Genomic DNA, 13,879 nt, shown 5'->3' with positions numbered 1-13,879 from the left:
GCGATGACGACTCCCCACGCTTTCGGCGTGCAAGGCGCAGGCCTGGGTCTGCGCCGTAGCCTGCTTAACGAGATCAATGCCGGCCCGGTATCTGGGGCCGACTTTCTTGAAGTGGCGCCGGAAAACTGGATCAATCTGGGCGGCCGTTTTGGCCGCCAGTTTCGCGCCCTCACCGAGCGTTATTCCTTTGCTTGTCACGGTCTTTCGCTCAATCTGGGCGGTCTGGCACCGCTGGATCAGCGTCTGCTGGGTGATATAAAGCAGTTTCTCGATACCCATCACATCAGTGTTTACAGCGAGCACCTGTCGGCCTGCGCCGATGACGGGCAGCTGTACGATCTTATGCCGGTGCCCTTTACCGACGACAATGTGCGGCGCATAGCGGCGCGTATCAAACAGGTCGAAGACGCGCTGGAACGGCCATTGATCATTGAGAATGTGTCGGCCTACGTTTGCCTGCCAGGCGAATTGGATGAGCCTGGCTTCGTCAACGCGGTATTGCAGGAAGCCGATTGCCAGCTGTTGCTGGACGTCAACAATGTGCTGGTCAACAGCATCAACTTTGCCACCGATGCCGAGCAGTTTATCTGCGCAATGCCGAGTGAGCGGATTGCCTATATGCATGTGGCTGGGCATTTCGATGCGGAGCCGGACTTGAAGATCGACAGTCACGGTGCTCCGGTCATCGATCCTGTATGGCAACTGTTGCAGCTGGCCTATCGGCAGCATGGCGTGAGGCCAACGCTGCTGGAGCGCGACTTCAATTTCCCACCCCTGGCCGAGCTCTACGCTGAGGTCGAGCACATTCGCAGACTGCAGCGAGCGGCTGCGCCGCAGGCGTTACGCGCATGAGTGCCAGCGTCCAGCAGCGTAATTTTGCCGCCAGGTTGCGCGCGCCGCAGCGCGCAGCCTTGCCAGAGGGGTTGCCGCCCGATCGCGTTGCAGTGTACGAGCGCCTGTTCTATCAAAGTATCGAAAGCTTCGTGCGCGGGACTTTTCCAGTATTGCATAGCCTGATACCGGCGCCCCGTTGGCGCATGCTGGTAACGGATTTTATCGCCGAGCATCACTGCCGCTCGCCGTACTTTCTGGAGATCGGGCAGGAGTTCATTCAGTGGCTGCAGCAGGGTTATCGCGCGCAAGCGGATGACCCGCCGTACCTGCTCGAGTTGGCGCATTACGAATGGCTGGAGCTGGCGCTGGATACCGCCAGTGCAGAGCTCCCGGACGCGCCAGAGCAGGGCAGGACGCTGGGTCTGCAGAGCAGGGTTCAGGTCTCGCCACTGGTTTGTGCCCAGGCCTATCAATGGCCGGTACATCAAATCGGGCAGAACTTTCAGCCGCAAAGCATGCCAGACCAAGCAACCTGTTTGCTGGTCTGGCGCGACCGGCAGGATAAGGTGCGCTTCATGCAACTGACGACCTTTACCTACCGGTTGCTGACAGAATTGGACCAAGGGCAGCAGCGTATCGACGAACTGCTCGCGCAGGTGGCAGTGCAGTGCGGATTAACCTGTGACGGCGCCCTGTTGAGCAATGGCCTGCAGCTTTTGAACGCCTGGCTTGCAGACGACATTCTGCTGCTGGGGGAGGCAAGCCTGAGCTGACAATGATTCTGGATTGTTTTTCTATCTTGCTGATTTAGCGGTATTCCTTTTCACCTCCCTGTTTCCTCTCCGCTGCACGAGCCTGCCTTGCGTTAAAAAGTTCCGCTGTCACCGAATGTTCATCTTTGCGCAACTGATATGAAATATAGCGCTGCCAAGATTCCCTCCAACACCGGGCCTGAAGCCACATGGCAGCCCAAATGTGTTGTTCCACTGTCAACGCAAAAACACAAATGAGGGAAGACTCAATGACACTGCGTAAGCAACTTGCCGGATTCGCCGTTACAGCTCTGGCGGCAGCCATCCCGGCTACTGCCATGGCCGATGTAAGCATCTATGGCCGTGCCCATGTATCCGTCGATTTTCTGGACGATGGTGCTGATTACTCCGAGACCAACCTGTCCAGCAACTCTTCACGTCTGGGTTTCAAAGGTGATCATGAGATTAATTCTGACCTGACTGCCTTCTTCCAGATCGAGCAGGAAATTCGCTTTGGCACCGACAGCGACACCAACTTCGCTACTCGCGACACCTTTGTCGGTCTGAAAGGCGGCTTTGGTGCAGTTCAGATGGGGCGTTTCGACAGCCCGTTCAAAGCCGCTCGCGGCCCAGCCAACCTGTTCGGTGATCAGGTCGGTGACATGCGCAACCTGACTCGCGTCGGCAACGCCCGTTTCGATGAGCGTTACGACAACACCGTTCAGTACACCACGCCGAACATGGGCAATTTCTACGCAGTCCTGGGTTACTCGGCGCAGGAAGGTGAAGAAGCTGACGCCGATCTGGATGAAAGCGTATTCAGCGGTTCCGTGAACTACATGGGCGAAGTGCTGGAAGCCTCTTTGGCTTACGAAACTGCCGAAGAAGATACCGGTCGTGGCGAGCGTGATGGTTTCCGCGGAGCAGCAGCTTTTAAAATCACCGACGCTATCAAGGCCGTTGGTTTTTACCAGACTGTTGATTACACCAACGACACCGTTACTGAAGCTGTCCGTGACCAGCTGACCTCCGACACCTATGGTCTGGGTGCAGAGCTGAAAGTGGGTTCCAGCACTGCCGTCAAAGGTATGTGGATGACTCGCGACGCTGATGCGGAAAACTACGATAGCGATATGTGGGTAGTTGGCGTTGAACACAAGCTGGACAAGGCCGTTCGCGTCTATGCCAACTACGCCATCGTGGACAACGAAGACAATGTTGCTCTGACTCCCTGGGGCCAGGCACGTACCGCTACTCCAAGCGGCGCAGCGGGTGAAGAAGCCTCCGGTCTGTCAGTAGGCCTGCGTTACGACTTCTAATCCGGCTCCCATCAAGCTGGATCGAAGTAGTAACACCCCAAAGCCGGACTGTTTGCAAAAACAGTCCGGCTTTGTCATTAAAGTGAAACCCTACCGTCTTAATCTCGTCGCCAAGTGGTCATCTCATGTTGGTCATGACGTGATCAAACAACACCGTCACTTGTGCTAGGAGTTCCCATGCGCCATCTACTTTCTGTTGCCGCCGCCGTGCTGCTGTCCGCCTGTGCTCAGCAGGCTCCCGTTAAACTCTACTCCGGTCCTGAGCTGCCGATGTCGCAGGTGGTCGTGGTGCAAGTACCCGATACGCTGGAAATTCTGGATATCAATGGGCAACCCGCACCTGATGCCAACCGCATGACCGGCAACGATCTGCGCGAGTTGCAACTTGAGCCGGGTGAATACCGCATCAACGCCTACTTTGAAAACGGTTATGACATCGGCGGTGGTCTGAGCCACGAGATCATTCGCACACGCAGTGCTACCTTCAGCATTGATGGGCAGTCAGGTGATATCTGGTTGCTCGACTTCGTCGCCCCAGCCAATTTGCAAGAAGCACAAGCCATGGAAGAAAACTTCTCGGGTGCGGCAGTCAATACTCGCACCGGCCAGCGCGTTGCCACAGTACCTGGCCCTGCTTACGTTTCATTGCTTGGTCAGATGCTCGGCTCTGGCACGCAAGCGGTCGGTGATAGCACTACCGGCATCGCCCCGCTGAACGCGCAGGCAGCAGGCCAGGTAGCAGCGCCGGCTGCAGTGGCTGCCGTTCCGGTGCCGTCCCAGGCTGCCACGCCACAGCAGACGCTGCCAGCGACTGACGCCACCTTGTCTACGCTGAAACAACTCTACCTGATGCTGTCGCCGCAAAGCCGCGAAGATTTCATCAACTGGGCAGCGAAGTAACCTTTGTAATGTAGGCGCGGTAGCGTAGTGGGAGCTGATTCAATCAGCTCCAGTGTTGCTCCTGATTCCCCCCGCTTGCGGGGGATTTTTTTTGCCTGCTTTTTGCCTGCTTGTTCTTGTTCAGTAGTCTTGCGTTACCGTTGCCGTTGCGGACGGCATGGCCCAGAGATACGCGGCGACCAGCGCACGGTAGGGGCTGAATGCGGCCAGCCAGGCGGCAGTTTGGCGTTGATCCGGAGGTTGCGGCAACGCCAGCAGGTACTGCAAGCGATTGCGCACCACGACATCGCCGTGCAATGACCCATCCAGCGAGCTGAAACCGCGTAGCAGTATGTAGCTGACGGTCCAGGGACCGATGCCGCGCAGTGCCAGCAGGTCTGCTGCCAATTGCTCGGGGTCGTGGTCTGCGAGCGCGGCGGGGGGCTCCAGCGGCAATCTGCCTGCGCAGGTTTCCCTTGCCAGCAACAGCAGACTTGCAGCCTTGCTACGCGACAGGCCACAAAGTCGCAGTTGCGTCTCATCCAGCGCAGCAAGGCTGGCCGCATCCGGATGACAGAGCAGACCGCCGCTATGCGTTACGCCAAACTGCTGGATCAGCCGGCGGCGGATCGAGATGGCGGCCTGAACACTGATCATCTGTCCGATCACCGCCCAGCAGGCGGCTTCATGCGGCGTTGTGGCCTGTGGTATACGCAGCCCTGGTGTTGCGCTGATCAGCCCGCCGAGCTGCGGGTGTTCTGCGTATCCGCGAGAAAATTCCTCAATGGGTTGCTGCAGGCCTAGCAGCCTTTCACACCAGTGCTTGAGCAGCGCGGCATTCAGTGTGATAGGTGCATCGCTCAGCAGCGTGATATTCACCTGGTTCGCTACAGTAAAGTCGAGCGCCAGGCAGGCGGGTACGCCCTGATACAGCAGCGCCTTTTCTACTTTGCGGTTAGTTACCCGCTCTGCCAGTTGCTGGCTATCGCGCCGATAAAAGCGCAGCACGTCATCCACTCGAAAATCAGTCGGCAATGCCAGGCTGATGCGTAACTCAGTAACAGGGCTCATAGCTTGCCGGTATGGCCGGCCTCACGGTCCAGCAGCGCCTGTTTGCGCATAAGGCCCCAGCGGTAACCCGATAGTGAACCATCGCGGCGTACTACCCGGTGACAGGGAATTGCCAACGCCAAGGAGTTGGCCGCACAGGCGCTGGCCACTGCGCGTACCGCACGGGGAGAGCCGATTTCAGCGGCTATTTCGCTATAGCTGCGCGTCTGCCCCGGTGGGATCCGTTGCAACGCCTGCCACACCCGTTGCTGAAACGCCGTGCCCCCTATGTCCAGCGGCAAGGTAAAGGCGAGCTCGGGTCGCTCTACCAGCTGTATGACCGCGCTGAGGCTGACGCTCAGGGCAGTGTTCTGAGCTACGCACTCGGCAGCCGGGAAGCGCTGCCGCAGGTCAGTTGCGAGTTGTTTCGCATCGTTGCCCAGCAGAATGGCACACACGCCTTTGCTGCTCAGCGCAACCAGCACTACACCCAATGAACAGGGTGCGGTGGCATAGTTTATCCGCAGCGATGCACCGCCCGCGCGATAGGTGCCGGGCGCCATGCCCAATAGCGCCGGCGCGTGGCTGTATAGCCCACTGCTGGAATCAAATCCCGCAGCGTAGCCAGCCTCGGTGACGCTGTTCGCGGTGGCTAGCTGGTGCTGCAAGCGACGCTGACGCACGGCATTGGCGTAGGCTTTGGGCGTTATGCCGAGGGTTTGCTTGAACACACGGTGCAGGTGATAAGGGCTGAGCTGGGCAAATTCAGCCAGCTGTTGCAGCGTGGGAAATTGCTCCGCTTGTTCAATCTTCTGGCAAAGCGATGCAATCAACCTTTGTTGCCGTTCAGCGCTGCTGGCATCTTGAGGGCGGCAGCGTTTGCATGGACGAAAGCCGGCCTGTGCTGCCTGCTGGGCGTCGCTGAAAAAGCGCATATTGTCGCGCCGAGCTTGGCGTGACGGGCAGCTTGGTCGGCAGTAGACGCCGGTAGTGAGAACGCCGTAAATAAACCGGCCATCGGCGGCAGGGTCACGGCGTAACACCGCCTGCCAGCGTTGCTCGTCGAGGTTTGCCGCATCGGCTGCGCTATTACTGGTAGATGCAGTGTTCATGGGCTCTCACTGTTTACTCGTATCGGTCAACAGAATGCCAGTCAGGTCGCTGATAACGCCTCGTATTTCTTGCGATTGAATCCGCATTAACCGGGTTTGCTGATAATACGGATAAATCGTTTCGGCAATCCGCGTCGGCTGTGGCACTCTCTGCGCTAGGTCTCTACGCATAAAACACTCTCACGCCAGCGTTTATATAACACCTATGAAGTTACGCCAGCTTACGCAGATTGATCAGGTCAGCGCCAGTCGATGGGATGCGCTCCTGCCTAACGCTTACCCGTTTTTGCGCCACGGTTTTTTGGCCGCACTGGAGCGCAGCGGTTCGGTTGGTGAAGGCACCGGCTGGCTGCCGGCGCACTTGGTCGTTGAGAACAGTGACGGCAGCCTGCAGGCCCTGTTGCCGCTCTATCAGAAGATGCATTCGTACGGCGAGTACGTGTTTGATTGGCAGTGGGCGGAGGCCTGGGAGCGGGCAGGGCAGAACTATTACCCCAAGCTCCTCGCTGCCGTGCCGTTCTCGCCGGTGCAAGGGCCGCGTTTGCTGGGCCGGTGTGAAGCCAGCCAGCAGCTGATAGTGCAGGCGTTGAATGAAACTTTGGAGCGGGGTCTGGTATCGGGCGTTAATTTGCTGTTCAACGATGATGCGCAGAGCCCCTTGTTGCAGCAGGCTGGCTGGGAGCAACGACTGGGCTGCCAGTTTCACTGGTTCAATCGCGGTTACCAGTGCTTTGAGGATTTTCTGGCGGAGTGCAGCTCGCGCAAACGCAAGAATTTTCGCAAGGAGCGCCAGTCGGTGGTGGCGCAAGGCATCACCTTTGAATGGCATCAGGGTGTTGAGATAACCGAGGCTCTTTGGGAGCGCTTTTTCCCGTTCTACGCCGCTACCTATCTCAAGCGCGGCCAGCAACCCTATCTCTGTCGTGCTTTTTTCAGCGAGCTCTCAGCCGGGCTGAGTGAAGCGGTACGTCTGGTGTTCGCTCGGCAGGATGGTCGCGACGTGGCAGGGGCGCTCTTTCTGGTCGGCGACGACACGCTCTATGGGCGCTATTGGGGCTGCCTGGAGGAGTTTGACCGACTGCATTTTGAGACCTGTTTCTACCAGGGCATGGATCGTTGTATTGCCGAAGGGCTGAAACGCTTTGATGCGGGGGCGCAGGGTGAGCACAAACTGGTACGAGGTTTTGAGCCGGTACTGACGCAATCCTGGCACAAATTGCAGCCCGGCCTGCACGAGGCGGTGGCGGAGTTTCTGCAGCGCGAACGCGCCGGGGTAAGGGCTTACCAGCAGGAGTCTGCAGGTTACCTGCCGTTCAGACAGGTAACCTGAGCCAGCGGTTTTATTCCGCGTCCAGCACCTTGGCGCTGAGGATGGTGACCGGGTTGACCGGCACATCAGAGTGGCCGCCCTTGCTGGTCGTGGCGACCTTACCAATGGTTTCCACCACACCTTCACCGCTGACCACCTTGCCGAATACCGCGTAGCCAAAGTCGCGGCCACCGTGGTTCAGAAAGTCGTTGTTACCCAGGTTGATGAAAAACTGGCTGGTGGCGCTGTCGACGACGCCGGTGCGTGCCATGGCGATGGTGTAGCGGTCGTTATCCAGGCCGTTGTCGGCTTCGTTCTTGATCGGCTTGCCGACGTCACGCTGGCGCATATTCTCTTCAAAGCCGCCGGTCTGGATCATGAAACCCGGAATCACGCGGTGAAAGATCACGCCGTCGTAATGCCCGGATTCCACGTAGCGGAGAAAGTTGGCCACGCTGATGGGGGCTTTCTCTTCGTTAAGCTCCAGTACGATATCGCCGAGCGAGGTCGAGAGTTGCACGCGAGGGCTATCGGCCAGCGCGGTGCAGCTCAGCAGCATCAGGGTGGCAGCGCCAATAAGGTGTTTCAGCATCATTTACTCCGTTATTCAGAGTCCTGCTCAGGCAGGATCTACTTCGTGGGTCAGGGTCCGTTCGGCGTCCACTTCCTGCAGAAACGACAGCAGCAGCGTATTGAAGGCCTCGGGTTGGTCAACCGGTGTAGCGTGCCGTGAATCGGCGACGACTTCCAGTCTGGCATCGCCCAATCGACTGACATATTCGCGCTTTTGTTCCACCGGGGTGTAATCCTGGTCGGCACTGACGACCAGTACCGGACAGGCGATGCGATCGAGCTGGGCGCTCACGCCCCAGCCGACAATGGCGCGCAGTGAAGCCAGGTAGCTGGCCCGATGATTCTCGTTCCAGCGCGCCTGAAAAGTGTCGCGGTGATGTTGCTGGTCCGGTTTGGGGAACAGCAACTTGCTCAGCCCACCCGCGATGGCGCGCATCGGCAGGACATGAGCAAAGAACAGGCGCTTGCCCGCCATCCAGTATTCTTTGGGTTTGCGCGGTATGACTTCCGGCGCGCTGTTGACGATCGTCAGGCTGGCAGGCGTCTGCGGCGAGTTGACCGCCAGTTGGAAGGCGATCATGCCGCCCATCGACAGGCCGACAATGTGCGGCTTTTCCAGCTGCAGCGCATCAATGAATGCCAGGCAATCGGCGGCAAACAAGGCGATGGAGTAACCTGCGCCGCCTTTTTCGCTCTGCCCGTGTCCGCGGCTATCGAGGCACAATACCCGGTAGTGCGGGGTAAGCGCCGGGAGCTGGTACTCCCAGTCACGTTCGCTGGAGCCCAGCCCATGCAACAGTAGTAACGGCGGGCCGCTGCCCTGATCGGTGTAGTGAAACTGGCAGCCGTTGAGTCTGATCTGCGGCATGTGGTGCGTCCCTGGAAGCCGAAAAGCCCATTCTAGGCACGGAGCTGCCGAGATGAGAAGCCTGCCATCAGGCTGTCATTGAATGTTCAATCAGCAGGTCGGCCAGGATGCGAGTGGCCGGGCCCATCGGTCGCTCACGGTTGGCGTACAGAAACAGGTAGGCCGAGCGGCGCGCACCTTGCTCCAGCGGCAGTATCTTGAGTTTGCCGAGGGAGATTTCTGTACTCACCTCGTGTTCCGGGACCCAGGCGAAGCCCAGACCGCGGGCAACCAGCTTGGCGGCGGTGGCGAGACTGGCGACAGTCCAGCGCTGTTCGGCGCCCAGCCAGCCGGAGTCCCGTGGTTGGCGACGGCCGGAATCGCGGATGACGACTTGCAGCTGACTCTGCAGGTCGTCGTGGGTGAGGGTGCGTTGTAGTTGATGTAGAGGGTGATCGGGATGCGCCACCGCAACAAACTCCACAGCATTGAGTTGTTGCGGCAGAAAGCCCGCAATGCTGATGCCCGAGATGGCGAGATCAGCGCTGCCGTTGAGCAGACACTCTTCCACGCCGGAGAGCACTTCTTCGCGCAGTTGCACGCGGCAACCTTGGCTCAGCGGCATGAAGGCCTTGAGCGCCATGGCCAGACGTTCGGTGGGGTAGGCGGCATCGACCACCAGCTGAACTTCTGCCTCCCAACCTTGCTCCATCTGATGCGCGAGCAACTCCAATTGGCTTGCCTGTTCCACCACTTGGCGAGAGCGTCGCAACAGCGTGATGCCAGCCTCGGTCAGTACCGCCTTGCGGCCCTCAATCGTCAGCAGCGGCACCCCCAGCTGTTCCTGCATGCGGGCGATGGTGTAACTGACAGACGATTGTGAACGGTGCAACGCCTCGGCCGCCTGAGCGTAGCCGCCATGGTCGACCACAGCTTGCAGTGTGCGCCATTGCTCAAGGGTTACCCGGGGTGCTTTCATCTATACTGCCTCCGTAGCCTGACAATCTGTCGCGCAGGCGTTCTTGCTGTGTGCTGTTCGATAACAAGGAGCTTTAGCATGTCGCGCTTTCACCCGTTTTTCCTGTTGAGCTGTATGGTGCCCGCTGTAGCTCTGGCATCGTCGTTTCCCATTGACGTTGAAATCCACGCCGACGGCCTCAGTATTTCTGCCACCTCGGACGACGTCAGCAACGTAGCGACGGTAACCGTGAGTAATGACGGCGACACCACCGCAGAATGCGAGGGAACCTTTGTCAGCGGTCCTGAGCGTCCCTTTCCGCGTCGCACTATTCTGGAGCCCGGAGAGAGCACGGTGCTGACGCAGGCTTTCGAGCGGGCGATCACCCGTGTGCGCGTGACCCTGGACTGCAAACCCAAGTAAATCTATCAAATTAATAGATCATAATCAGCGTATATTTGCGCTTTTATATCTTTTTTTTGGGTCTAATATAGCCTCCATCGCAACGCATTCGATGGAGGTTTTTTATGCAACAGATTCTGGTAGTTCAAAGCAGCGCGCGTCAGAACGGTTCTCTTTCCCGTGAGTACACCGCCAATCTGGTGGCTAAGCTGCAGTCGCAATACCCACAGGCCAAGGTGGTCACGCGTGATCTCGGAGCAGCCCCGGTGCCGCACCTGGATGAAAGCCTGCTCAACGGCTGGATGAAAGCGGCCGATGAGCAATCTTCTGAAGATCGCGCCGCGGCCGCGCGCTCGGACGAACTGATCGATGAACTGCTGGCCAGCGATGTGGTGGTGATTGGCTCGGCAATGTACAACTTCGGCATTACTTCTACGCTGAAAGCCTGGTTTGACCACGTGCTGCGCGCCGGCCGTACCTTCAAGTACACCGAAGCCGGCCCCGTCGGGCTGGCAGGCGATCGCAAGGTCTATGTGGTGACCTCGCGTGGTGGTCGCCACCAGGGTATGCCGCAGGACCATCAGCAGCCTTACGTCACCACTGCACTGGGTTTTATCGGCATCCAGGACGTCACCTTCCTGCATGTTGAAGGTCAGGCAATGGGTGAGGAGGAAGCCGGAAAGGGCCGAGCAGAAATCGAGCAAGCCATGGCAGAAGTCGCGGCCTGAGTTCAGCTAGCCCTCAGCTAGAGACAAAAAAGCCGGCATACCCTGGGTATGCCGGCTTTTTTTATGTGCAATGACGTCAGCTGCGCGCCGCCGCATTGCAGTAGCCCCGCTGAAAGTAGATCAGCCCGTCACCGCTGGTCTGCTGTCGTACGGCAACTACCTCGCAGATGAGAATGTCGTGACTGCCGGCGGCGACGCGATTGCTGATGCGGCAGTCGAAGTTGATCAGCGCGTCATCCAAAAGCGGCGCCCCGGTGCATTCGGTGCTCCACTGTGCAGTGGCAAAGCGCTCCTCCATGGACGACTTGCCACCAAACAGATTGGAAAGCGCCTGCTGACCAGCGGTCAGGGTGTTCACGCACAGCTGACCGTTGCGGCAGAAGGTCTCGTACACCGAGGCGTTGCGGTTCAGGCACACCAGCAGGCTGGGTGGCTCGTCAGACACGCTGCACACGGCGGTGGCGGTAAAGCCGGCGCGGCCGGCAGGGCCGTCGGTAGTGACGACGTTGACCGCGGCTGCCAGCACGGACATGGCGTTACGAAAGGCATCACGGCTGACTTCCACGGGCATCGGCTCTGGGGTTTTCATGGCCAACATGGTGAACTCCTTCAGGTAAGTATGCAGGTTTTCGAGTAGGGCAGACGCGGCAGGCGATCAAACACCTTGCTGCTGTCGCCGTAACCCAGGTTGATCAACAGATTGGATTTCCAGTGGCTGTCACTGAAAAACGCGGCGTCCAGCGCCTTCGGGTCAAACCCGGACATCGGCCCGGTATCCAGGCCCAGGCTACGCGCGGCAAAAATAAAGTAGGCCGCCTGCATTGAGCTATTGCGGAACGCAGTCTCGTGAATCATCTCGGGGCTGCCGGTAAACCAGCTGCGCGCATCGGCGTGCGGGAAGAGAAAGGGCAGTGAGTCGTAGAAACGGCTGTCGTACGCGACGATGACGGTGACCGGTGCGGCCATGGTCTTTTCCAGGTTGCCGGAAGACAGGCACGGCTTGAGCAGCTCCTTGCCTTGCTTGGTGCGCACGAAGACAAAACGTGCCGGGCTGCAGTTGGCTGATGTGGGTCCCATTTTGGTCAGATCATAAAGTTCTTCGAGCAGACTGTCGGGCACAGCCTTGTCGAGCCAGCCGTTGTGGCTACGGGCGTCGGTGAAAAGTTGCGCAAGGGCGCTTTGGTCGAGTGATTGGTGCATGTGGCCCTCGCTCAGGCGGCGGTATAGGTGTGTGTTACGCGGGCGATAAAGTCGCTCAGCGTGGTGTTGATGGTGTCGGCACAGGTCACGCTGGAGGCATGTCCGCCGTAGTCGAAGACTGCCAGCTCAGCGCTCGGCAGCAGTTGCTGCAGCGCTTGCGAACAACGCCAGGGCACCAGCATGTCGTCTTTGTTGGCGATCAGCAGGGTTGGCTGGCGAATCTGCTGCAGGGCGGCGCCCGGCGCAAAGCTCAGCAGGGCGTTGATGCGGCGCAGCAGGTTGTCGGTCGGCGGGAAGCCGGCCACGTGCTTGCGGTCATCAATGTTCAGTTGGTCGATGTTGTCGGCAATCCAGTCTGGCGGATACAGAAACAGCGCTTGCGCCTCGACATAAGCCGCAGGCCCCGCACCGGCGAGTAATTGCTTGCGCACCGAGAAACAGCGCGCGGTGTGCGGGCTGGCGGCTGCCCAAGCATTCATCAGCGCCAGACTGCGCAGCCCTGGTGCCTCCTGCAACGCCAGTTCCAGACCAACCAGACCCCCCAGGGCGTGGCCCACCAGGTGATAGTCACCAATGTCGTTGGCCGCCAGTAGCTCACGCAGCTCATCGGCCATGGCGGCAATGCTGTAGTCCGCCGGCAAGGCGGCCGGGCTGCGGCCGGTGCCGAGCTGGTCGTATAGTACGATGCGAAAATCATCGGCCAGTGCGGCCAGCTGTGGCGCCCAGAAATGCGCGGCGCCGCCGAGCCCTGAGCTGAATACCAGCGTCGGGGCTGCGGCGTCCTGCCGGCCATGGATCTCGATGTGCATGGCGTGGCTCATGGTTCAGCCAACGTGCGCGATGCTGGCGATCTCGATCAGCGCGTCCGGCTTGACCAGGCCACACTGGATGCAATAACGCGCCGGTTTTTCACCGGGGAAGTACTCGGCATAGACGGTGTTGATTGCCGCGTAATCGCTCCAATCGCGCAGCATGATCATGTTGAAGGTGACGTCATCCATGGTGCCGCCGGCTTCTTCGACCACACCCTTGATGGTTTCCAGCACGTGACGGGTTTGCGCGGCGGCATCGCCGACGTGGACCACGTTGTTGTCCTTGTCGAAGGGCAGGGTACCGGAGACGTAGAGAATGCCGTCGGCCATGGAGCCCGGGACGTAAGGGGCCAACGGTTTGCCGGTGCCGGCGGGGAGTACGGTCTGCTTGCTCATGCGGTTGCTCCTTGGGTTTGGGTTGCGGCGGCGAGGGTGCTGCAGAAGTCATCTACAGTGCTGACCCAGCCAAAAAAGGTTTCGATGTTGTACAGCGAGGCCTGCTGCACATACTCGGGGCCGGCCTGATGGGTGGCATCGGCCAGCACCACGCCGAAGTATTCGAGGAAGAAGCCATCACGCAGGGTGGACTCGACGCACACGTTGGTTGCGATGCCGGTGAACACCAGATTGCGGATGCCCCGGCTGCGCAGCAGGCTGTCGAAGGCGGTATTGAAGAAGCCGCTGTAGCGGGGCTTGGGCACCACAAGATCACCTGGCTGCGGTTTGAGCTGATCGACCAGGTCATAATCCCAGGTACCCTTGGCCAGCAAGGTGCCCATGAGTTCAGGGTTCTTGCGCATGGTTTTCAGCGCATTGGACTTGTGCCAGTTGGGCGAGCCCGGTCCGCCGGCTTCGGCGTATTCCGGGTCCCAGCCGTTCTGGAAGAACACCACTTGCACGCCTGCTTCGCGTGCGGCTTTGATCGCCCTGGCGATGGACTCGATGACCGGTCCGGTGCTGGAGATATCAAACCCGGCGAGATCAAGGTAACCGCCCTTGGTGGAGTAGGCGTTCTGCATATCGACCACGATCAGCGCCGTGTCATTGGTACTGATCGCCAGTGATTCCGGGCGTGCTGGCAGGACCATGTTGCTGCTGTCGTTG

The 13,879-nt window shown here is 59.3% G+C and carries 17 protein-coding genes; 7 read left to right on the top strand and 10 right to left on the bottom strand.

Going from position 1 to position 13,879, the window contains the following annotated elements; genetic code table 11:
- Nucleotides 1-3: 3 nt before the first annotated feature.
- The 4 genes from V7747_RS11900 (at nucleotide 4) to V7747_RS11885 (ending at nucleotide 3,805) form a co-directional block, all read left to right on the top strand.
- Nucleotides 4-852 carry an HvfB family MNIO-type RiPP peptide maturase gene (locus tag V7747_RS11900; RefSeq protein WP_335616241.1) on the top strand — a complete coding sequence of 283 codons (849 nt, stop codon included), beginning with the start codon at nucleotides 4-6 and terminating at the stop codon, nucleotides 850-852.
- Entirely contained in the window at nucleotides 849-1,607 is a 759-nt protein-coding gene (locus V7747_RS11895) for an HvfC family RiPP maturation protein (protein ID WP_335616240.1), read from the top strand. Before V7747_RS11900 ends, V7747_RS11895 begins: the two co-directional genes overlap by 4 nt.
- A 248-nt stretch (nucleotides 1,608-1,855) precedes the next feature.
- Nucleotides 1,856-2,905 carry a porin gene (locus V7747_RS11890; RefSeq protein WP_335616239.1) on the top strand — a complete coding sequence of 350 codons (1,050 nt, stop codon included), beginning with the start codon at nucleotides 1,856-1,858 and terminating at the stop codon, nucleotides 2,903-2,905.
- Between the two features lie 177 nt (nucleotides 2,906-3,082).
- Nucleotides 3,083-3,805, top strand: a complete 723-nt coding sequence (locus V7747_RS11885; protein WP_335616238.1) for a DUF2057 family protein — start codon at nucleotides 3,083-3,085, stop codon at nucleotides 3,803-3,805.
- 120 nt (nucleotides 3,806-3,925) lie between these two features.
- On the opposite strand, the gene V7747_RS11880 is transcribed toward V7747_RS11885, so the two are convergent.
- Both V7747_RS11880 and ada read right to left on the bottom strand, forming a co-directional pair.
- Nucleotides 3,926-4,855 carry a DNA-3-methyladenine glycosylase 2 gene (locus V7747_RS11880; RefSeq protein ID WP_335616237.1) on the bottom strand — a complete coding sequence of 310 codons (930 nt, stop codon included), beginning with the start codon at nucleotides 4,853-4,855 and terminating at the stop codon, nucleotides 3,926-3,928.
- The gene (gene ada, locus V7747_RS11875; protein ID WP_335616236.1) at nucleotides 4,852-5,946 is read right to left on the bottom strand and encodes a bifunctional DNA-binding transcriptional regulator/O6-methylguanine-DNA methyltransferase Ada; all 1,095 of its coding nucleotides are present in this window, start codon (nucleotides 5,944-5,946) and stop codon (nucleotides 4,852-4,854) included. The genes V7747_RS11880 and ada overlap by 4 nt, the downstream gene beginning before the upstream one ends.
- Before the next feature lie 205 nt (nucleotides 5,947-6,151).
- On the opposite strand from ada, the gene V7747_RS11870 reads away from it, so the two are divergent.
- Nucleotides 6,152-7,276 carry a GNAT family N-acetyltransferase gene (locus tag V7747_RS11870; RefSeq protein ID WP_335616235.1) on the top strand — a complete coding sequence of 375 codons (1,125 nt, stop codon included), beginning with the start codon at nucleotides 6,152-6,154 and terminating at the stop codon, nucleotides 7,274-7,276.
- Nucleotides 7,277-7,286: 10 nt separating this feature from the next.
- On the opposite strand, the gene V7747_RS11865 is transcribed toward V7747_RS11870, so the two are convergent.
- The 3 genes from V7747_RS11865 to V7747_RS11855 form a co-directional block, all read right to left on the bottom strand.
- Nucleotides 7,287-7,847 (bottom strand): peptidylprolyl isomerase, encoded by a 561-nt coding sequence (locus V7747_RS11865; RefSeq protein ID WP_335616234.1) that lies wholly within the window; start codon nucleotides 7,845-7,847, stop codon nucleotides 7,287-7,289.
- 27 nt (nucleotides 7,848-7,874) lie between these two features.
- Nucleotides 7,875-8,696: an alpha/beta fold hydrolase gene (locus tag V7747_RS11860; protein WP_335616233.1), complete on the bottom strand. Its 822-nt coding sequence runs from the start codon at nucleotides 8,694-8,696 to the stop codon at nucleotides 7,875-7,877.
- A gap of 67 nt (nucleotides 8,697-8,763) precedes the next feature.
- The gene (locus V7747_RS11855; protein WP_335616232.1) at nucleotides 8,764-9,654 is read right to left on the bottom strand and encodes a LysR family transcriptional regulator; all 891 of its coding nucleotides are present in this window, start codon (nucleotides 9,652-9,654) and stop codon (nucleotides 8,764-8,766) included.
- A 78-nt stretch (nucleotides 9,655-9,732) separates the two neighbouring features.
- Between V7747_RS11855 and V7747_RS11850 the strand changes: the two genes are divergently transcribed.
- Both V7747_RS11850 and V7747_RS11845 read left to right on the top strand, forming a co-directional pair.
- On the top strand, nucleotides 9,733-10,056 hold the full coding sequence (locus tag V7747_RS11850; RefSeq protein ID WP_335616231.1) for a 3-phosphoglycerate kinase: 324 nt from the start codon (nucleotides 9,733-9,735) through the stop codon (nucleotides 10,054-10,056).
- A gap of 104 nt (nucleotides 10,057-10,160) precedes the next feature.
- Complete coding sequence (locus V7747_RS11845; protein WP_335616230.1) at nucleotides 10,161-10,763, top strand: FMN-dependent NADH-azoreductase; 603 nt, start codon at nucleotides 10,161-10,163, stop codon at nucleotides 10,761-10,763.
- Nucleotides 10,764-10,839: 76 nt separating this feature from the next.
- Here the strand turns inward: V7747_RS11845 and rutF are convergent, their stop codons facing one another.
- From rutF to rutB, 5 genes are read right to left on the bottom strand one after another with little or no spacing between them, the layout of a single operon-like run.
- On the bottom strand, nucleotides 10,840-11,361 hold the full coding sequence (rutF, locus tag V7747_RS11840) for an NADH-dependent FMN reductase RutF (RefSeq protein ID WP_335616229.1): 522 nt from the start codon (nucleotides 11,359-11,361) through the stop codon (nucleotides 10,840-10,842).
- Nucleotides 11,362-11,372: 11 nt separating this feature from the next.
- A complete protein-coding gene (locus V7747_RS11835) occupies nucleotides 11,373-11,963 on the bottom strand; it encodes a malonic semialdehyde reductase (RefSeq protein WP_335616228.1) in 591 nt (196 codons plus the stop codon).
- Nucleotides 11,964-11,974: 11 nt separating this feature from the next.
- Complete coding sequence (gene rutD / locus V7747_RS11830) at nucleotides 11,975-12,772, bottom strand: pyrimidine utilization protein D (RefSeq protein WP_335616227.1); 798 nt, start codon at nucleotides 12,770-12,772, stop codon at nucleotides 11,975-11,977.
- 15 nt (nucleotides 12,773-12,787) lie between these two features.
- Entirely contained in the window at nucleotides 12,788-13,171 is a 384-nt protein-coding gene (rutC, locus tag V7747_RS11825) for a pyrimidine utilization protein C (protein ID WP_228247615.1), read from the bottom strand.
- Nucleotides 13,168-13,863, bottom strand: coding sequence for a pyrimidine utilization protein B (rutB, locus tag V7747_RS11820; RefSeq protein ID WP_335616309.1), 696 nt, complete (start codon nucleotides 13,861-13,863; stop codon nucleotides 13,168-13,170). The genes rutC and rutB overlap by 4 nt, the downstream gene beginning before the upstream one ends.
- Between the last annotated feature and the right edge of the window lie 16 nt (nucleotides 13,864-13,879).

It is taken from the genome of Halopseudomonas sp. (genome assembly GCF_036960865.1).
Lineage (GTDB): Bacteria > Pseudomonadota > Gammaproteobacteria > Pseudomonadales > Pseudomonadaceae > Halopseudomonas.
The sequence above is the reverse complement of the archived record's forward strand: the minus strand, read 5'-3'. Positions and strand labels throughout refer to the sequence as shown.